Genomic DNA, 19857 nt, shown 5'->3' on the forward strand with positions numbered 1-19857 from the left:
TTCTCTCATTGTTTGCGTTTTTTTAGGCTCCCGCACCTAATATGCCTGGATTTCCTAGCCTAGATATAATTAAAACTTTTTACAGTAATAAACCTTTCTATTCCAGGAAATACAGTTCTAGAACAATAGTAGAGATTATTATTTTCTGGTATTTATTATTTTCCAAGTTCCTTGGAACGGTTTGATGATTCAATTACAGCCTGCATGAAAGCTGATCTGATACCGTATTCTTCCAGGACTTTAATTCCCCTGATAGTTGTTCCTGCAGGAGATGTAACCATATCCTTAAGTTCGCCAGGATGGGTTTCAGTTTCAAGTGCCATTTTTGCAGCGCCCAGAACCGTCTGAGCTGCAAGTACAAGTGCACTCTTCCTGTCAAGTCCCTCATATACAGCACCATCTGCCATTGCTTCAATAACAGGGAATATATATGCAGGTCCACTGCCGGAAAGGCCAGTCACTGCATCCATGAGATTTTCAGGAACCTGAATAGCGCTTCCTACTGAACCGAATATTGCAAGAGCATCCTCTGCATCTTCTTTTGAAGCGTTACTTCCCTGGGTGATGGCAGAAGCAGCTTCAGCAACAGTAGCTGCGATATTTGGCATAACTCTGATTACTCTTGTTCCTTCATTGAACTCCCTTTCAATGTCTGCAAGTTTGACACCAGCTGCAATGGATATTACAAGCTTGTCGGAGCCAATATCCTCTTTTATACCTGCAATCACTTTCTTAAGGATCTGTGGTTTTACTGCAAGCACGATTATATCTGAATTGATAACTGTAGCTGCATTGTCTGTGGAGACATTTACTCCTGCATTCTGCTTAAGTTCATCAAGAGAGGGTTCGTATAAGTCACTTGCATATACGTCGGATGGGGAAAACAGTCCAGCATTGCATATTCCTTTAATTAATGCACTGCCCATTTTTCCTGTTCCGATAAATCCCAGTTTTTTACCTTCAAGGCTCATTTTATCACTCTGGTAATTTTGATATTTTATTTTCTCTTGATGGTCACAATGTCCCCAAGAGTAGTTCCACGGTTAAGTCTTTCACCACTCCAATCATTCTCTCCGGTTCTTTCGGTGAGCTTGATATCGAGTGCTTTCTCTATCTTCTGACGAACATCGTCCTCAGGTACGATCTCTTCACGCTCTATCTTTTTAATAAGTGTTGATTTTTCTTTAATTTTAGAAGCCAGCTGGTCATGTGACCACTTTTTTCTTTCTCTTGCTTCTTTTATTGCCTGACCGTACTCGTCTACAAGTTCGTCAACTATCATTCCAGGGGCTTTCCTTGGTGGCCTGCTGCTTCTTGTTGCAGGAGCTGGCCGACGGCTTACAGGTGCAACTTTTTTGGACACTGGGTTGCGCTTGCCTGCTGAAGTGCCATATTGTGAGCATCTTCCACAAACTGTAAGTTCACTACCGTCAATATTTACTTTAAAAGAACCGCCTCTGATCTCGGCGCCACATATTTCACACTGCATAGATCTTCAACTCATAAAGTGTCTAATCTCTTCTTTACGAAAGGGCTATATACCCTTTGCACTTAAATAGTATTCGGAGGCACATGAGCGAGACCAGCGACAGTGACTTTGAGCACGGCAGGTATGATTTTACCTCTGTGAACAAAGCCGACTATGACTATGTCGGTACAGATAACGAGGAAGACTTTTCCAAATATCTGTTAGACCGAATGAGACAGTTAGAGTCCAGGAATACTCTCCTGAAGGAACAATGCGACCAAATCGAGTCAGAAAAACGTTTTGTTGAGAGCCAGAAGCTTAAATACGAACGTGAGGTGCGCAGACTGCAGGCGGAAGTTGACCGTCTGAAAACAGTTCCTCTTGTAGTGGCAACAATAATGGATGTCATTTCTGAGGAAAAGGTGCTTGTAAGAAGCTCCACGGGACCGCAGTTTATGGTCAATGTATCCCAGTACCTGAGTGAAGAATCTTTAGTTCCAGGTGCAAAAGTTGCATTGAACCAGCAGACACTTGCGATCGTGGAAGTAATCCCGACAAGTGAAGACCCTGCAGTTTCAGCAATGGAGGTAATAGAGTCACAGGATGTGGACTACGAAGATATAGGTGGACTTGATTCACAGATACAGGAACTGATAGAATCTGTAGAATTACCACTGACAAAACCGGAGGCTTTTCAGCGTATAGGTATCACTCCGCCAAAAGGAGTCTTGCTGTACGGTGAGCCTGGAACCGGTAAGACATTACTGGCAAAGGCCGTTGCACACAGGACTGAAGCCACTTACATCAGGGTGGTAGGTTCTGAACTGATACAAAAATACATTGGTGACGGTTCAAAACTTGTCAGAGAACTCTTTGAAATGGCAAGGAAAAAATCCCCGAGTATCATCTTCATTGATGAACTTGATGCAATTGCTTCAAGACGTCTGAATGACACCAACGGTGCAGATCGTGAAGTCCAGAGAACGCTCATGCAGTTGCTTGCGGAAATGGATGGTTTTGATAACAGGGGTGATGTGAGAATTATCGCAGCTACTAACAGGCTGGATGTTCTTGACCCTGCAATTCTAAGGCCTGGAAGATTTGACAGGATAGTCAATGTACCAATGCCGGATGAAGAAGCACGTGCGAATATCTTCCGGATACACACACGTTTCATGTCCGTTGCAGATGATCTTGACTACAGGAAACTGGCAAAACTCACCGAAAAAGCAAGCGGTGCAGACTTGAATGCTATTGCCATGGAAGCAGGTATGCTTGCTGTAAGACTTGACAAGAAAACAATCACTATGGATGATTTCCTTGAGTCTGTACAGAAAGTCATGTCAAAGAAAGAAACTGAAAAGGAAGTTCTTCCGGAAGGAATGTTCATTTAACATTCCTGCTGGTAAGTTACTTCACTACCTTTTTTCATACTATTTTTTGTGAATAGCACACACCACAATTTTCACATTAAAGATGAGATCCGCATACTTGGTATAGATGATTCTGCACTTATCAGCGATAAGATCACAATAGTCGGAGCCTTCTTTCGTGGTGGAAAATGGCTTGATGGTGTACTTCGCTCAGAGGTTACAAGGGATGGTCTGGACGCAACAGACAGTATAGTTTCAATGGTAAATTGCAGCAAACATTTGCCTCAGATACGCGCTATAATGCTGGATGGTGTCACTTATGGTGGATTCAATCCGGTTGATATAGTTTCTCTTTATGAAAGAACCAATATTCCTGTTATTGTCCTGATGCGCGACCTGCCGAATTTTGAAAGTATAGAAAAAGCTCTTTTATTTCTGCCTGAACCTGAAACAAGGATGGAAATCATAAGAAAGGCTGGCAAGATCAGTAGTGTGGTAACAAAAGATGATGATAATCCTGTTTTCTTTCAGTGTTGCGGACTGGATTATGAAATGGCTGCAAAAATAATAAAAATAACATCAACAAGGAGCAATATCCCTGAGCCACTTCGAGTTGCTCATTTGATTGCTAAGGGAATCGTCCTTGGTGAATCAAGAGGAAAAGCTTGATTTGTTTTGTAAATACAAGCCTATTTCCTGAATGTGAATTTTACTTTGACTTATTCACAAGCTCGACACCCTCATTCATAAGAGCATCTGCTCTTTCCTTTGTCTTTGATTCTGCAAATATTCTGATAATTGGCTCAGTTCCTGATGGTCTTATAAGCACCCATCCATCGTTGTACCAGACTTTTACTCCGTCTGTGGTGTCGACCTCATTATCTCCTGCAAGAACATCCTTTTTGACTTTATCCATAGTTGCAGTTGAGTCCTCGATCTTTATCTTCGTCTTTGAGTTAAAGTACTCAGGAACACTTTGAGCGAGTTCGGAAAGTTTCTGTCCGTTTGCGATAATCTCGAGGAATTTTGCACATGCCATGGCACCGTCACGGCAGTACTGGTGTTCCGGGAAGATAAGTCCTCCATTACCTTCTCCTCCAAAGACTGCATCAATCTCCATCATCTTGCGTGCCACATTGATGGATCCGACGGCTGTCCATGCAAGTTCAACGCCTGCTTCTTTGGCAACATCAAGCATACGTGATGAGGAACTAACCGGTGTGACTATTGGTCCCTTTTTCCTTGCAAGGACATATTTTGCCATCATTGCAAGCTGGATTTCCTCTTCGATGAAGTTACCATTTTCGTCAAAGAATACTGCACGGTCTGCGTCTCCGTCCTGCGCAACTCCCATGTTTGCACCGGACAGCTTCACAATGTCAGCAAGCTCTGTGAGTACGTCTGGTGTTGGTTCCGGGTTTCTCCATGGGAAAGTTCCGTCCACCTGGCCATTGAGTGTGATTACCTCACATCCAAGTTTCTGTAAAAGGAATGGCAATGTTACAGAACCGGCTCCGCATCCGGTATCAACAACGACCTTGAACTTTTTCCCGCGGATAAGTTTGTTGTCAACAGAATTGATAATACCATCAAGGTAGAATTCATTGGCATTACTGTCATGGCGCAGGTCTCCTGTCTTTTCCCATGATGCAGCGCTGAACTCTTTGGAGTAGTATATTTTCTCGATATCACGTTCTCCTTCGCGTGACATTTCACTACCGTCTGCTGCAATGAGTTTTATGCCGTTGTACTCTCTGGGATTGTGGGATGCTGTTACAACAATTCCCGCATCTGCATATTCTTTTACATAATACTGGACAGAAGGGGTCGGGCAAACGCCCACATCAATCACTGTAAGTCCTGCTGAAAGTGCACCTGCAATTGCAGCTGATTTTAACATTTCTCCGGAAGCCCTTGTATCCCTGCCTATTGCAACAACACCTTTAGAACCCATATAGGTTCCAAGACTCCTTGCAACATCAATTGCAAGTTGTGGAGTTATGTATTCGTTTGCTATTCCCCTTACACCATTTGTTCCGAAAAATGCCATCAATTATCACCATTATTAAAAGTATTGCAAGTATATGGCAGAACTTTGTTTTATGCTTTTTGAAGGATATTCACTATTTATTTTTTTCACCTGGTATGTTTCTTAGATCATTTTCAATTAGGATATTCTTAATAATATATTCAACATATAGTAATCAAATGATAAATTCCAAAATAGAATCTCTCAAAAAGGACATAGCTTCTCATGAAAGTGTACTTGTAGCTTTTTCCGGTGGAGTTGACAGTGGAATTCTTGCCTTTCTGGCACATGAAGTACTTGGGGACAAAGCAATTGCTGTAACTGTGAATCTCCATTCTTTCCCGGAAAGAGAACTTAAAGCAGCAAAAAAAATTGCTTCAGATATAGGAATTGAGCACAAGGTTGTGCAAGTGGATGAATTGTCTTTTCCTCAGATAGCAGAGAACAGTCCAAACAGGTGCTACTATTGTAAAAAAGAGATTCTTGCAGCCATGAATAAAGTCAGAAAAAATCATGGACTGAATTTCATACTCGAAGGTAGTAATTCTTCAGATCTTGCTTCCTATCGGCCTGGAAGAAAAGCAATCGAAGAGGCTGGAAACATTGTGTATTCTCCTTTAATGGAACTGGATATAAGCAAGAATGAGGTACGCCAGATAGCAGGCGAACTTGGCCTTTCCGTTGCAGACAAAATGTCGTCTCCATGTCTTGCTTCAAGGTTTCCTTACGGTGAAGCCCTGACAGAAGAAGGCATTAAGAGGGTTGATTCTGCCGAATCTTTCCTTTTTAACAATGGATTACAGGGATTCCGGGTACGTGACCATAAAGGTATTGCACGTATAGAAGTAAGTCCTGATGACATGCTTAAGCTAATAAGCATGAAAGAGGAAATCACTCAATATTTTAAAGACATTGGTTTTAGCTATGTTACTATGGATCTTGAAGGTTTCAGGAGTGGAAGCATGGATGAAGTCCTGTGGAAACAACATGAAATATGAATGTACGACCTGATAAATTGTGCTCAATGCAACAGGTTTAATACTTTTAAGCTATCTGTGTTCAGCCTGGAAATCAAGCTAAAAGGTGATATGCATGCTGACATTAGGTATCGTGAACACATATGATAAGATCAAAGTACTGGATGCTCATTACAGGGCAATAGCTAGGGCTGCACCTATATGTTATGCATACGGTTTTTCTCTTGCACTTTATGATTTTCCTTTTAAGATGAGTGCAGATGAGCTTGTGGAATTTGTTGCTGATAAAACAACAATCGGTGAATCCGGTAAATACCTGAAGTTACTTCATGAGAAAAAACATCTTTTTGTTTTCGACCTTCCAAAGAAAGGTTTTCAGGCGCATTTTGGTTCTGTGGTTGTGACAACTTCAAAGCCTGAGCAGAAATTTGCCATTACTCCGGAAACCTTTGCAGATGAAATAATACATAACAAATCCTTCCTTGTGCTTGTTGGTCTTGGTCGCAAAGGGCTTCCAAAGGATCTTTTCAGTCTTGCCAGGCATCATCTTGACATAACGTCCCAAGGTGTTTCACTTGAAACATGCACAGCAATTGGATGTATTCCTTCTTATGTTATGGGGATTGTTCGTACGAAAACTTCAGTAAAGTAGGCAGGGAACTTTATCTAGTATCAATTGTATACTAGTTTCATGCGTCTGAGCATTTTTTATTCGGGTGAGTTTGGAAAAAAGGTTGTCGGCAATCTTGTAAATTCAGATAGTTTTTGTGTTTCATGTGGTGATCTCTGTGACCATTGCCGAGAACCTAGAATGAGTCTTGCACCTATGATCGTAGGTCTTTTTGAACTTCGAACAGACCTTCCTGATTTTGTTGAGGATACGGATGAATACATTCCATCACATCTTCCAATTGCAGACCTGATTCTAGCCATTGATCTACATCCTGATCTTATGATGTCGGTACCTGATATTGCTCTGTCAAGCAATGCAAAGGCTGTTATTATTCCAGTTGATGATTCTCGTCTGGTTCCGGCCGGTCTCACTGAACAGATAAGAAAAAAACTGGAGTTTGAGGGTATTGAATTTCAAAGCCCAAAACCATTTTGTTCCTTGGAACTGACTGGAAAACCTACAATTGACGAGTTTGTCAATCTTGGATTTGGCCGACCACTGCTTAAAATTGAAGTGGATAATACCAATGGTATTTTTACACACGTTGAAGTTGTCAGGGATGCACCCTGCGGTGCAACATGGTTCGTTGCCAAGAAACTGAAATGGTCGGATGTAAAAGACTATAAGGAAACAATTTCCAGCTCTCATCATTCATATCCCTGTACTGCAAGTATGGAAAAGGACGCACAGATAGGCGATACTATTCTACACGAAGCCGGTTATATTATTAGAAAAAGCGTAGAAGAAGCTATGGATAATTAATTTCAAAAAAGGAAATTTAAAGGTAAAGGAGTAGTTTTACTCCTTTCTGCGCTGCATAAGGAATGCAATTCCGATTATGGCTGCAATTGGTAGAGCAAGTGTTGGGAATTCTGGAACTTCATAATCTCCCGGGCAGTAGTGTGAAAGTGTAAACACATATGTCTCGGTCAGAGTCCCTTCATATTTCACTGTAACTGTCATATCCTCAAGTTCTTCTGGGGTATAATACGGCTCAGTGTAAAAGTGTATCATTTGGTTGTTTACCTTAAACGGACCTTGCCACTCCCCACCATCAACCATGATGTAAGCTTCAGTTACATCACCTGTTCCTGTCAGCACCCAATGTAGCCATCCGTCTGTTCCATTTGGAACATAACCTGTGCAATCTCTGTCAGCATCATACAAGCCATTTTCATTATTCCACTCAATAGTGCTCTCAGCAGCTGCTACCATTGCAAATGGCATCAGAGCCACCGCTATTAGTATTATTAATATTGTTCTTTTCATGATCCCCACCATCTACATAGAGACATGGTCATTTCTATGTTAATAATAACTCTCTTCTTATTGTTATTATACTTTCCGAACAAGACTGATTTATCATTAGCATGATAATAATGAGGAGTCTGAATTGAGGAAATATTGAAAGAAATTAAATAAAGAAACCAGTATCAGTTTCATCAAAAAAAGAAAGTTTAAAGGAGTAATCTTACTCCTTTCTGCGCTGCATTATGAATGCAAGTCCAATAATTGCTGCGATTGGCAGAGCAAGTGTTGGGAATTCTGGTATTTTGTTTTCGGGTTCACAGAAACAAAATGTAATATGGCTTATGGCATTTGGTTCATTTATTTCTCCATAACCAAGTACTGAACCACTTCCTGAATATTGTCCTCCAACGTTATATTCATTATCTCCTGCTCCTGATTTCACATTCATAAAACATACTGGTATATCTGAAGTCCAATCGAATGCCAGTGCTTCATAAACACTACCATCTATTTTTACTGCAGTTATTTCTATGGTAACGTGGCCGACAACAGATTGGTCATCCATTACGTCTACTGTAATATTATCTCCTGCAAAAGTATCCCCAAAGTCAAATTCTGGGCATTCTATTTTTTTTTGAATTGCGTCACTGTCAGGGCAATCTGACTCTGCTACAGCTAGTTGCATAGTTGCAACCAGCAAAATTATTGTTATTATAAATATTTTCTTCATTGTGCACCACCACTTATTGTGAGTTTTCAACTCACGTTTTTAACTCACCATAAATTGATGTGCCACATTTCTTGATCTTTGGTTATATACTTTCCTAATTTGTGTCGCAAGTCATAATCCTAATAATGATGAGGTGTATCTTTTTGTTTACTATTTAATTACTTGAAGCTGTGTACAATCATCCATTCAATACTTATTTCAATTAACTTCCCTAATATAGTTCATAATGGCTGACAAAGTTTCCATTGTAAAATGTGACGATTATTCTCATTCAAAAGAATGCATCATTGAAGCGCTTTCTCTTATTGGTGGCCTGAAGTCCATAATATCCAATGGTGATCGTGTTCTTCTAAAACCAAATGTCCTTGCTGCCCGCAAGCCCGAAGACGCTGTAACAACTCATCCGTCCATAGTTGCCGCAATGTGTGAACTTGTGAAGGATGCAGGTGGTACTCCTGTAATTGGTGACGGTGCAGGAATCACAAGACCTGGCGCAACCGCTCATGCGTTCAGGACATCAGGCATTGAGGATGTAGCAAAATCCCAGAACGTTCAACTTCTAAATTTCCAGACGGAAGGTTACATAGAAGTAGAGGTTCCTGATGCAATGCGTTTTTCAAGTCTTTACATTTCTAAAGCTATCACGGATGCTGATGTAATAATCTCTCTTCCCAAGATGAAAACCCATGAACTGACATATTACACAGGTGCTGTGAAGAATATGTTTGGTGCATTGCCTCTAAAAACCAGAAAAGAAATGCATCTACTGGGTGACAGAAAGCTCTTCGGAGAAGCTGTTATTGATTTGTATTCAATTGCAAAACCTCACCTTGCTGTAATGGACGCGGTTGTAGGTATGGAAGGTAATGGTCCTGCTCATGGAACACCAATTAAAACCGGTGCAATCATGGCCTCATATGATTGTGTATCACTGGATGTGATCGCTTCTGATATAATGGGTGTGGATCCAATACAGGTTCCGACAACAGTTGCAGCTCTTGAACGTGGATATGGGAGTCAAAATCCTGATGTTGTAGGTATTGATCCACAAATAGTCACACAGAAGTACAAACCTTCAAGTGGTGGTATTCTCTTTAATTTGCCACCTTTTGTTATGCGATTCTTCGGTAAGCAATTTGAAATGAAACCAAAGATCAATACTTCAAAATGTGTACTTTGCGGTGCCTGTGCAATGAATTGTTCTGTAAAAGCAATAGATGAAATTGGTGATCATTTAGAGATCAATAAAAACAAATGCATCATGTGCTACTGCTGCCGGGAACTTTGTCCTGCAAACGCAGTTGATATTGACATGTCTTTTGTGGCAAAAATCATAACAACATTCAAAAGATAACTTCAAGCATTGCATTTTTAATATTCAAAATAAAAAAGATAAAAACAGAAGTGTATGTCCAGCTTAAAGCTGACATACTTCACTCTTGCGCAGCCAGTCAATATCAGAGTGATACAACTGGCGTAGATCCTTGAGCCCGAGTTTCAGCATTGCAAGTCTGCTGACTCCAAGTCCCCATGCAAGAACCGGATATTTAATTCCAAGAGGGGCTGTGACTTCTTTTCTGAATACGCCTGCCCCACCAAGCTCAACCCATCCAAGTCCGTCAACATAAACTTCAGGCTCAACACTTGGTTCAGTGTATGGGAAATATCCTGGTCTGAATCTTACATCCTCAAATCCCATCCTGTGATAGAACTCTGAGAGGCATCCAAGAAGGTTTGAGAATGACATGTCCTTGTCCATCACGACACCTTCAAGCTGTTCGAATTCTGGTGTGTGTGTCGGGTCAATTGTCTCTCTGCGGTATGCCCTGTCAATAGAGAACGCCTTTACAGGTGCATCAGGGTTGTCTGCAAGGTATTTGATCGTCAGTGCAGTTGTGTGGGTTCTGAGTACATTTTTGCATGCAATATCTTCACTCCACTTTCCACCCCATCCGGTTGACCCAGTTTCTCCTCCATTCTCATGTGCTGCACAAACCTTGTCCTTATATTCAACAGGAAGGTCTGATGTGCTGGAAAGGTGGAATGTGTCCTGCATTTCTCTTGCAGGGTGATCCTGTGGCTGGAACAGTGAATCGAAGTTCCAGAATGAGCTCTGTACTGCTTCTCCCTTGATCTCAGTGAATCCCATGTCAAGAAAAATACGTCTCATTTCATCAATGAGGCGCTGGTATGGGTGAATCTTTGCTCCGTATACTGGTCTTGGAGCTGTGTGAATGTTATATGGTCTGAACTTCTTGTCTTTCCATTCCTCGCTTTTCAGGAGTTCGGATGTGAGTTGTGCAACCTCTTCTTCAACAGTGATGCCTGCTGCAACAAGTTCCTTACCTTCAGATGTGATGCAGACCTTTCTCTTCTTGTCTTCAGTCTTAGCTACAAGCTTACGTTTGATGAGATCGTTTATGACATTCTTGTCTGCTCCAAGTTCATCGAATGTCTTTGCTTCATCTGCAAATGCTTCCAGGGCCTTTTCATCCTCTCCTTTTTCAGCATTGCCGGTTGGAACTATCATTCCTTTCTCAATTCCTGCCCAGCCCTTACGGCGAAGCCATCCGGTAGCAATACCAGCAACAGCAGGATTGAATTTGTCCTTTAGTTCATCCATCGAGGTTGGGCCTGAAATAGCATCAATTATCTGTCTTTCAGGCAGTCCTTCCTGAGCATACTTCTTTCCTTCGTCAGTAAGCTCAAATATCTCTGTTACTGTTTCTTCTACCTGGGCAAGTCCTTTCTCTTCGAGCAAAAAAGCAGCCTGCATTGAAGTTTCCATTTTCATTTCAGACTTCTCAGCAAGCTCATCCGGGCTTGCATCTTTTAAATTATCCAATGCTATCAATACATTTTTCTCATTGGATGTAAGGTTGTACTGGGAGCTCATTATCACACCTGTTAAATTGAGTTCGTAAATCTGTAATTTGTAATTAATTGTTAAATTATAGTCCGTATTCATCAAGCCTGTCCTTTGCAACTTCACGCAGTTCCTGATGTTCTTTCAGGAACTTTTCTGTTCTTTCTGCTGCAAGGGCTTTACAATGTCCGCACATTCTGGTTCCTTCCCGACATTCAGTGTATATCTGTGCAAGTTCTTCGTCATCATCTACAAGGTGGAACAGGAACATTTCATAAACAGAGCACTTTTCAGGTTCGCCACCAAGTTTTTTCTGTTCCTCAAGGCTTATTCTGCCACCTGTCTTTGCCCTCTTTACCTTCTTTGCAGCACCCTTTGGTTCTTCTGTAAGTGAAATATAACTTTCAGGAACACTGCTTGACATCTTCCCGCCCTGAAGTCCTGACATGAACCTGTGATATGTTGATGAAGGCGGAACAAATGCATAACCTCCAAATTCAAGTTCTACATCCTGCACTACCTTCATGAGACTTTCAAAGTTGTCTGCACTGAAAACATCAACGTGACCTTCAAAGAGCTTTGTTTTGCCGGGAATACGCTGGCTTAGTTCTTTAAGGGCTTCTTCAGGAGCAGCCTTGCTGCGGATGCTGAAATATTTATTTCCATCCTTGTCTTCCCTGCCTTCTATCTTGAACATATTCATCTTATGTCCAAGTCCTCTTGTAAGCCTGATATGTGGATCCTGATCAGAACCTACAGGAATTACAGCTGGTTTTGGTCCGCCGTATTCTTCAAGCTGTGGATGAAGTATGTCTGCACTCTGTGTCACAGCACTCAACATGTGTGCAACATTAGTCTCGCCTGTAAAGCCGTAAATGGCACTAAGTTCTGAGTAGTTTGCCTTTGAACTAAGTTCGAATGCAAGGTCTTTGACCTGTTCGGATTTTGACTGGAAGTAAATATGTCCGTTCGGTTCAAATCCAAGAGCAATCAGGCTGATGATGTATTCGTTAATACCAATGTCACTGCACTTTTCCCATGACATTCCTCTGACAGCATGGCTTTCGCGGTCTGCAATTCCGACGAATGCATCAGCACCCTGCTGCTGGTGCCAGATTATCTCTTCCATTACCATCTTGTGTCCAAGATGGACTTTTCCGGAAGGCATGAAACCGCTCATGACTGAGAACGGCTTGTTGTTGTTCATTGCATCAGTGATGCGGTCATAGTTCCTGTGACCAAAAATTATTTTTCGGCTCATGAACTTATGAGGATTCTCGATTTCCCGGACCATATCATCAAATGGCTGAATACCAAATTCATCGAATAATTTGGAATAATCATCAATGTTCAATGCGCTCCAGGGGTCGATCTTCATGTTCATATGTTGCCTCTTGATCAAATTAAGTTAATATTCATGCCTTTTTTAAATTAATACCTGCACATGAAATTGTTAGTAAAAATACCTAGTGATATGTAAATGTTCTTATCAGGAAAATTGGATGTTTGGTCACTCATCTGTGCAAAATAAATCAAATAAGCATTAAATATTTGTAATATTGCACCGGTCTTTATGGTAGGTATTTGTGATGAATAGAATATTTTTGCTGGCAGCAGTTTTCTTTCTGATAATTGGATTTTACAATCTATACCGTGCACGCAGGGATCATGAAAGTTATCTTCCTGTAATTGTTTCTTTCCTGATCCTCATGTCTCTTACTGCAATGTATTTCAGTCCTCTATTGGGTATTTTATGTCTGATGGTGACATTTCTGTTCGCTATTAGTAAAAGAAAGAATATTCTTCTGTTCCAGGAACAAAGACTGCTGGCTAGCTTTAACAAAAATGACTATTCAAAAGAGCTGAAGCTCAAAGAGGTCCTTGTTGGTAATAAATTGTGGGGGAAACTGGCTCTGGAATATGGTGCAAAAAAAGCAGCCCTAATATACTCATTATGGTTGAGTGGCTCTCTATTTTTTATTCTATATATTGTACATGCAATGGACACTTTCATTAAGCCGGATATGGACTTTATAGTCTTCTTTTCAGGAACCTATCTATTTATGTCGTACTACCAGATGCATGGTTATTTCAGAAAATTCCTGGCAATGCATGAAGAAGCAACTGATCCATCCTGAAAGAACTGATACCATGCAAGGAGATAAGAACTGAGAATTATTGGACCATAGTCACATTAATTATTCTTTATAAATAATCACGCAAGGTAGATAATGAGCATAACAATATACCATTTCACAACAGTTATTTCTGCATTGATGGTCCTATTGAGTTTCTATAATGTAAAAAAACAGGGTGACAGGTATTTACTGTCACTTTTTGTATTCATGTTGTTTTTTTCATTCTCTCTGTTGATGGTAATACCTTTATATGGATCAATTGCTTTTATCCCAACACTATTCTTTGGCTTTAAAAATAGTAAAAAGATATTCAGTGAATATCAGGCCTGAATTTTATCAATATCATAAGGTTTTGATGCATCCTCAGGAATCTTCTCCACAAGCTGAAGATACTCTTTTTCCTGCATCAGGCATGTGCTGCGCTGGCCTCTGAAAGCTTTATCTTTGCGCATCTTTGTCCAGATATCTTTAATAGAGGTCTCCTGTATATTTCCATAATGGAATGGGATATAAGGGCATCCTTTTACAAGACCATCAACACAGACGTGCATCCATCTCTGGCCAGCCATGCATCCGAGCATTTCTCCTTCAAAGTATGTATTAGCAAAGATACGTGGCCCACCTTTAGTTGAGTTAACGCGGTGATACATTTCAAGCACTTTCTGTCTGTCACCGTTTGAGATTATAGGGTCGTCCTTCTTTTTCGGGACAGATTCCCACAGGGAAAACTCATGAACTCCAAGTTCCCTTGCAAACTCATACATTGCAGGCAGTTCATCAATATTCTTAGGGGAAACATGGGTTGCCATTGTAACAAGTAATCCTGCTTCAAGTCCTGTTTTAATAGCATTTGTAGCAATATCAAAAGCACCATCAAGTCTTCTGACAGCATCATGTTTCTCGGCTTCTGTGGAATAGATGCTGACCAGCAGGTTATGCAGTCCTGCTTCCTTAAGCCTGCGTGCATTCTCAGGTGTCATCTCGGTTCCCGGAGTATACATATTGACAATGGCACGTTCCTTGTCCACATAGTCAATAAGCTCATAGATATCTTCACGAAGCATCGGGTCGCCTTCCGTGAATACAATGACCATTGCACCCATGTCAAGAACATCATCTATGGCCTGCTTGATAGTTTCGATGTCAAGGTCTCCTTCTCCACCGCTGACCACGCAGTGCTCACAATTACATTTGCAGTTACGTGTTATCTCAAAAGAAACCGTTTCAGGTATGTATCTGCCAAGTGCTATTTGAGTTTCAGCAACAAGCAGTCGATTGAAAGGTTTACTTGGAATTGGCGGAAGCCACGTTGAAGCTATTACTTTATCTTCATCAACAAAAGCAGGCTTTTCTTCTTTAAGGCGCTGGTTTATCTTCTTTAAAAAAGGTGCACAGGCCTTTTTTAATGGTCCATGCGCTTTAAGCTGAACAAAATCAGCTTTTTTGTCCATTTTGATTGAAAGTCCGGGTATTGAAACCAATGCAATGTCTTTATTATCTGAATTTTTATGATCGGCTTTCATTTACATTATTCCCCAAGAATCGAAGATCTTTGTAGGGAGAACACATCAGCTTCCTTGCCTATAACAGAATCGGACGAATAGACAATAATGCCCTTATCAGTAATCACATATGGGCGAAGCACTTCGTCGTGCTTTACACCTCGCATTTTTAATATCTCAAGGGATCTGATCCTTTCTCCGGCAATCCTGTTGACTTTAAGACAGATAACTCCTTCGGCAAGGTACTCTTCGACACTGAAATGGTCGGGGTTCATGTTTGCTTCACTTGTTATTAGCGTGGTGCAGTCAAAACTTTCTATATTCTTGACAAATTCAAGTATAATATGCCTTACATCTACCGGATCAGGAGATATTTTAAGAGAGGTCAGCGAATCAATGAAAAGTCTTTTAGCATTAATTTCCTTCACACTTGCATAAATCTGTTTCAGCACGGTTTCCAGTGTTGCATTATCATGGTCATGTTTGTCAGGTTCCAGGGTTTTCTTGATGTAACGTCCGTAGGCAATGGGGTCCGCCCTGATAATGCGGAGCTTGTTTTCTTTGATAAGACGTTCCATATCCCAGCCGTATCTCCACATGTTTCTCATTATGCGGGCAGGTGTCTCCTCAAAAGTAACATAAACTCCCGGTTCATTGTACTGAGTAATTCCTGAATACAGGTATTGTGATCCAAAAGTAGATTTACCTGCGCCAGGTCCTCCTGTCAGGAGAATTACATCATTTTCTATGAACCCGCCTTCTATAAGTTCATCAAATCCTGGTATTCCTGTGGGTACTCGTGCCATATCTTTCCTCGATTATTTATTTTCGAGTAATTTAATATATTTACCGCACGAATATTATATAACAATTGCTTTTAAAAAAAGATTTCAAAAAAAGAAGATTATTGATACCTGTGTCCAGGTATCATACTTTCTCAGAAAATGCGAGGGTTCCGCTGATTCTCTTGATTCTTATTTTAAGGGTTTCGCCCTTTGCAGCACCAGGTACGAAGATAGTATATCTGTCAACCTTAGCAATTCCGTCACCTTTTGAACCAACTGCATCGATCCTGACATCATATTCTTTACCTTCTTCAATTGCATCCTGTTTAACAGGCGCGCTGGCACGTCTCTTCTTTACCGGTCTGTGTGCACCACATGCAGCACATTTAAGCACCATTATGCGGTCCATCTTGGTAAGCTGGGTGTCAGGTCTTCCACATTCGGAACACATGACGAATTCTTCAACATATGCTTCAATATTGGATTTTATCTGTTCCTTGGAGAATCTCCCCTGGAACACTGCCCTTTGACCATCTATCTTTCCGGCAGTTCCCATTTCACGTGTGAGATATTTCATCACATGATCCGGGTTTCTGTTAAGGACATCAGCAATATTGTTGAAATTATCAAGGATAGTGGTCTTACCTTCCACCATGATCTTTGGCTCAGGGATTACGAAACGGGCATCCGTAGTCTCCATGTCGGGTAAGTTTGCTATTGCACGATCCAGAAGTGCTTCGTAATCTTCCATCTTTTATCCCTCGTTGTAATTTTATTTACTGTACAAGTTCCATACCCTGATCAACTACAATTCTGACTGGGCTTGGCAGTTTCTGGCCAGCTTTTCTAAGAGCATCCTTTGCTGCTGCAAAGTGTTCTTTGTTAACAGATATTGTGAAGATCTTCTGCTCGGCTGAAACTCTTGCTGCAGTTCCTACGTTCTTTCCGAATGCACCACGCATACCACTGGATACACGGTCTGCACCTGCTCCGGTAGCCTGCTTGTTCTCTCTGAGTACCTCGTGTGGATATACTCTGAGCTTGATGTGGTATCCTGCACGACCTGCTGCGTTTACCATTGCCCTGTTAGCTGTAATACGTGCAGCTTCAAGTGCAGTGTGGCGTAACTGGCATCTTTCTTTAACTACGAGTGTTACCTTTATAGGGAACTCAGCGCTCTTGTTACCCATATCGTAGTGAATGATGTGGCTACCTGGCACACCACCCATGTATTTCCTTCTGGTGTATGAGCGTTGTCTGACGTTCCTGTACATACTTGCTGGTTTTCTTACCATGAATAAAATCTCCTTGAATTAATTATCGTAATAAAGAACGGTACGTAACTATGATAATACCGTTATTTTTGCATCTGGATTTGTACCTTAATTGATATGTATATATTTGTATTTGTTGATGTTGCTCTCAACCTTCAACAATATGGATTAATCTCGATGGCTGTCCTCATACTACCTTGGAGTTTATAAGTCTTATCACAGGTTCAGAGCTCTTTGCCAAGCTGGACTGTAAGAAGTCCGAAAGAGCCTGACAGCATCATGTTTCCATATGGGGATGCAAAAAACAGCTTATCCCATACAATATTGTCCCGCTTCTCTTTATCCATATTCATAAGTATGTTACGTCTGGGTCCGGTTATCATTATTGACCTGATTGCATTAAATCCGGGTGTTTCACGTATGTAGCAACCATGTCCTCCATCATCAAAGATATCCTCAAAACTAAGATTACCGCTGGCAAAATCTATTATGTATTTCTGTAACTTTTCTCCGTCAAGTGCAGAGCTGTGGTGTTCAAACAACGCAACAACACGATTGTCTTTTACAATAGCTGCAAGCGTGTGACCATTTCCAATGTTTACAACTATTGCCGGCTGTAATGCATTTTCATCAAGCAGAGCTCCAAATATTGCAGCAGGTCCGGTATCCATGATAATAGTATCTTTGATAGTGTCATGCCTTCTCAGTGTTCTTGCAACTGCTGCCATGCGAGTGAATTCATCAGGGACATTGTCGGCATTGTAGGCAAACTGTTCAAAGTTTCCACCTTCATCTATAAGTCTCTCAAATATCCTGAAACGATATATGCGATTACTTTCCTGAGGTGAGTTTCCATGATCCTGTACTGCCACAGCAATCATTTCCGGCATACTCACTCCAAAACTACCAAGAGCATTACTGAGTGCATCAACATCAATATCCTGAAGAACTATTTTTTGAGTTGCATCAGCAAGAGTTTCCAGTTCATCTTCTGACACTATATTGATACCCATCGATTTTACTCTCTCGATGTCATCTTTTATTGTAAGGGCAGCTTTTTCAGTTGCATAGACCTTTAACTCCTTTTCCATATGGGCTTTAATGGCTCTGACACAGGGTCCTCCTCCCATCACATCTCCTGTAAGGATAATATTGCGCCCTTCATGAGTTGCCTTTCTAATTCTTTCTGCAACAATAACTGTCGGTGATGGCATAATCATCACAAGACTGTTCTCAATCTCACGTTCAGTATCATAAAGCAGTATATCCTGCGTGCCTGTCCCGACATCAATAGAAAGTATTCTCATGGTCTAATCGAGTGTTTCTTATACTTTTTAAGGTATAAATACTTCGTATGAGCAGTCAGTCCACAAAAGAACATAAAGAAGGCACGTTGAAAGTGTATTCTTTTTATCTGGTCACCATTTCCAGTTCCAGATTCAGTGAATTTGGAGCAGTTTCCTCGCCAGAGGAAGCCAATGATGGTTCCGGGAAACTGATGCAGGAACTTGTGACTTCCAATGGGCACAAAGTTACAAAATATGAATTGGTTCCGGATGATCCTTCATTGATCAAAGGTTCCATACACCGCGCACTTGAATCTGATGCAGATGTTGTAATCACAAGTGGTGGAACCGGACTTGCGTCAAAGGATGTAACTATAGAGTCCGTAGCACCCCTGTTTGACAAGGATATTCCTGGATTTGGTGAACTATTCCGCTTCAAGAGTATAGAACAGATAGGCAGTTCAGTTATTCTCTCGCGTGCAGCAGCAGGCCTTTTAAAAGGAAAAGTTATATTCTGCGTTCCTGGTTCTCCAAATGCCGTGGAACTTGCCTTGAAAGACATTATACTACCTGAAACCGGCCATCTTGTGAAACATGCTCGCCAGTAACCAAAAAAGGTTTATATTGTATATTTTATTTAATTAGAGTGTACCAAAAAGGCACATTTATATACGTTAATATTTATATTTGTAATGGAAGTAAATGATGTAGAATCCCTTTAAAGAGGATTAAAAAAATCTCTAAAGGGCAAATCCTATATACAATCCCAATGAAGAGGGAAACATGTCCGGCTACTCTTTAGGCATCAAGGAACTGGATGAGCTCCTAGGCGACATCCGGGAAGGAACTAATCTAATGATGATAGGTCCACCTATGAGCCGAAAAGATGACCTGCTGGATGCCATTATTTTTAACAGCCAGAGTCCTGCCGGATCGGCTATAATAGTATCTACACGTGAGCCAGGGGAACGTGTTCTCGGGTGGTTCGAAGATTATGGTCTGGACACATCAACAGCAGATATTGGTATTGTCGACTGCGTTACCAAGACACTTGGAATGGGTGCAGCAGATACTGAAAAGATAAAAAGGGCTTCAAGTCCGGTGGATCTGACCGGCATCGGTGTAAAGATCAGCCAGTTCTTTGAAGAAATGCTCATTAAAAAGAAGAAGCAGCAGGTTCATCTTTGTATCAACTCCCTGTCAACTATCCTTATGTATTCAAACATACAGACAGTTTTCAGGTTCCTGCATGTCTTCACAGGACGTGTAAAAGCTGCTAACGGTTTTGGTTTGTATGTGGTCGAAGATGAGATGCACGATGCACAAACAATAGCTACCCTGAAACAGCTCTTTGATGGGATGATCGAAATAAAGGCTGTTGGAGATGCCTATGCCATGAGGGTAGTGGGAATGACTTCAAAGCCTACTCCATGGTTTGAGTATGCAATAGAAGGAACAGATATCGTTCTCAAAAAAACCTAAAACTGCCTTATAGTGGGCAGTCA

Annotated in this window: 21 protein-coding genes; 9 read left to right on the forward strand and 12 right to left on the reverse strand. The window is 41.1% G+C overall.

Features of this window, described 5'->3' with window-relative positions; genetic code table 11:
- Positions 1–155: 155 nt before the first annotated feature.
- Positions 156–971, reverse strand: coding sequence for a pyrroline-5-carboxylate reductase (gene proC / locus V7O61_RS01460; protein ID WP_407282975.1), 816 nt, complete (start codon positions 969–971; stop codon positions 156–158).
- Positions 972–997: 26 nt separating this feature from the next.
- Positions 998–1489, reverse strand: a complete 492-nt coding sequence (locus V7O61_RS01465; RefSeq protein ID WP_023844835.1) for a multiprotein bridging factor aMBF1 — start codon at positions 1487–1489, stop codon at positions 998–1000.
- Positions 1490–1572: 83 nt separating this feature from the next.
- Here V7O61_RS01465 and V7O61_RS01470 point away from each other — a divergent pair, with 83 nt between their 5' ends.
- Together V7O61_RS01470 and V7O61_RS01475 are read left to right on the forward strand one after the other, a co-directional pair.
- Positions 1573–2862 carry a proteasome-activating nucleotidase gene (locus V7O61_RS01470; protein ID WP_023844834.1) on the forward strand — a complete coding sequence of 430 codons (1290 nt, stop codon included), beginning with the start codon at positions 1573–1575 and terminating at the stop codon, positions 2860–2862.
- 48 nt (positions 2863–2910) lie between these two features.
- Positions 2911–3510 (forward strand): DUF99 family protein, encoded by a 600-nt coding sequence (locus tag V7O61_RS01475; protein ID WP_407282974.1) that lies wholly within the window; start codon positions 2911–2913, stop codon positions 3508–3510.
- Between the two features lie 40 nt (positions 3511–3550).
- Here V7O61_RS01475 and glmM read toward each other — a convergent pair whose 3' ends face one another.
- Positions 3551–4891 carry a phosphoglucosamine mutase gene (gene glmM / locus V7O61_RS01480; protein ID WP_407282973.1) on the reverse strand — a complete coding sequence of 447 codons (1341 nt, stop codon included), beginning with the start codon at positions 4889–4891 and terminating at the stop codon, positions 3551–3553.
- 158 nt (positions 4892–5049) lie between these two features.
- Between glmM and larE the strand changes: the two genes are divergently transcribed.
- From larE to V7O61_RS01495, 3 genes are all read left to right on the forward strand, one after another.
- Positions 5050–5868 carry an ATP-dependent sacrificial sulfur transferase LarE gene (gene larE / locus V7O61_RS01485; RefSeq protein ID WP_407282972.1) on the forward strand — a complete coding sequence of 273 codons (819 nt, stop codon included), beginning with the start codon at positions 5050–5052 and terminating at the stop codon, positions 5866–5868.
- Between the two features lie 94 nt (positions 5869–5962).
- Positions 5963–6499: a DUF531 domain-containing protein gene (locus V7O61_RS01490; protein WP_023844830.1), complete on the forward strand. Its 537-nt coding sequence runs from the start codon at positions 5963–5965 to the stop codon at positions 6497–6499.
- A gap of 39 nt (positions 6500–6538) precedes the next feature.
- A complete protein-coding gene (locus V7O61_RS01495; protein ID WP_407282971.1) occupies positions 6539–7282 on the forward strand; it encodes a DUF166 domain-containing protein in 744 nt (247 codons plus the stop codon).
- 36 nt (positions 7283–7318) lie between these two features.
- Here the strand turns inward: V7O61_RS01495 and V7O61_RS01500 are convergent, their stop codons facing one another.
- Both V7O61_RS01500 and V7O61_RS01505 read right to left on the reverse strand, forming a co-directional pair.
- Positions 7319–7789, reverse strand: coding sequence for a PEF-CTERM sorting domain-containing protein (locus tag V7O61_RS01500; RefSeq protein WP_048135183.1), 471 nt, complete (start codon positions 7787–7789; stop codon positions 7319–7321).
- 202 nt (positions 7790–7991) lie between these two features.
- The gene (locus V7O61_RS01505; protein ID WP_407282970.1) at positions 7992–8501 is read right to left on the reverse strand and encodes a PEF-CTERM sorting domain-containing protein; all 510 of its coding nucleotides are present in this window, start codon (positions 8499–8501) and stop codon (positions 7992–7994) included.
- Between the two features lie 226 nt (positions 8502–8727).
- Between V7O61_RS01505 and V7O61_RS01510 the strand changes: the two genes are divergently transcribed.
- Positions 8728–9855: a DUF362 domain-containing protein gene (locus V7O61_RS01510; RefSeq protein ID WP_407282969.1), complete on the forward strand. Its 1128-nt coding sequence runs from the start codon at positions 8728–8730 to the stop codon at positions 9853–9855.
- 63 nt (positions 9856–9918) lie between these two features.
- Here V7O61_RS01510 and V7O61_RS01515 read toward each other — a convergent pair whose 3' ends face one another.
- Together V7O61_RS01515 and V7O61_RS01520 are read right to left on the reverse strand one after the other, a co-directional pair.
- Positions 9919–11397 (reverse strand): phenylalanine--tRNA ligase subunit alpha, encoded by a 1479-nt coding sequence (locus tag V7O61_RS01515; RefSeq protein WP_407282968.1) that lies wholly within the window; start codon positions 11395–11397, stop codon positions 9919–9921.
- A gap of 55 nt (positions 11398–11452) precedes the next feature.
- The gene (locus V7O61_RS01520) at positions 11453–12751 is read right to left on the reverse strand and encodes a tryptophan--tRNA ligase (RefSeq protein ID WP_288070179.1); all 1299 of its coding nucleotides are present in this window, start codon (positions 12749–12751) and stop codon (positions 11453–11455) included.
- 205 nt (positions 12752–12956) lie between these two features.
- Here V7O61_RS01520 and V7O61_RS01525 point away from each other — a divergent pair, with 205 nt between their 5' ends.
- Entirely contained in the window at positions 12957–13505 is a 549-nt protein-coding gene (locus V7O61_RS01525; protein ID WP_407282967.1) for a hypothetical protein, read from the forward strand.
- Between the two features lie 320 nt (positions 13506–13825).
- Here the strand turns inward: V7O61_RS01525 and V7O61_RS01530 are convergent, their stop codons facing one another.
- From V7O61_RS01530 to V7O61_RS01550, 5 genes are all read right to left on the reverse strand, one after another.
- Positions 13826–15028 carry a radical SAM/SPASM domain-containing protein gene (locus tag V7O61_RS01530; protein ID WP_023844823.1) on the reverse strand — a complete coding sequence of 401 codons (1203 nt, stop codon included), beginning with the start codon at positions 15026–15028 and terminating at the stop codon, positions 13826–13828.
- A 5-nt stretch (positions 15029–15033) separates the two neighbouring features.
- Positions 15034–15813: an ATPase domain-containing protein gene (locus V7O61_RS01535; RefSeq protein WP_023844822.1), complete on the reverse strand. Its 780-nt coding sequence runs from the start codon at positions 15811–15813 to the stop codon at positions 15034–15036.
- A gap of 121 nt (positions 15814–15934) precedes the next feature.
- Positions 15935–16543 (reverse strand): translation initiation factor IF-2 subunit beta, encoded by a 609-nt coding sequence (locus V7O61_RS01540; RefSeq protein WP_023844821.1) that lies wholly within the window; start codon positions 16541–16543, stop codon positions 15935–15937.
- A 25-nt stretch (positions 16544–16568) separates the two neighbouring features.
- Positions 16569–17087: a 50S ribosomal protein L16 gene (locus V7O61_RS01545; RefSeq protein ID WP_023844820.1), complete on the reverse strand. Its 519-nt coding sequence runs from the start codon at positions 17085–17087 to the stop codon at positions 16569–16571.
- Between the two features lie 203 nt (positions 17088–17290).
- The gene (locus tag V7O61_RS01550; protein WP_288070817.1) at positions 17291–18373 is read right to left on the reverse strand and encodes a DUF1786 domain-containing protein; all 1083 of its coding nucleotides are present in this window, start codon (positions 18371–18373) and stop codon (positions 17291–17293) included.
- A 47-nt stretch (positions 18374–18420) separates the two neighbouring features.
- Between V7O61_RS01550 and V7O61_RS01555 the strand changes: the two genes are divergently transcribed.
- Together V7O61_RS01555 and V7O61_RS01560 are read left to right on the forward strand one after the other, a co-directional pair.
- Positions 18421–18960 carry a molybdenum cofactor biosynthesis protein B gene (locus V7O61_RS01555; RefSeq protein WP_288070815.1) on the forward strand — a complete coding sequence of 180 codons (540 nt, stop codon included), beginning with the start codon at positions 18421–18423 and terminating at the stop codon, positions 18958–18960.
- Positions 18961–19135: 175 nt separating this feature from the next.
- Complete coding sequence (locus V7O61_RS01560) at positions 19136–19834, forward strand: hypothetical protein (RefSeq protein ID WP_023844817.1); 699 nt, start codon at positions 19136–19138, stop codon at positions 19832–19834.
- Positions 19835–19857 lie beyond the last annotated feature (23 nt).

The sequence above is a fragment of the Methanolobus sp. WCC1 genome (assembly GCF_045690315.1).
In the GTDB taxonomy this organism is placed as follows: domain Archaea; phylum Halobacteriota; class Methanosarcinia; order Methanosarcinales; family Methanosarcinaceae; genus Methanolobus; species Methanolobus tindarius.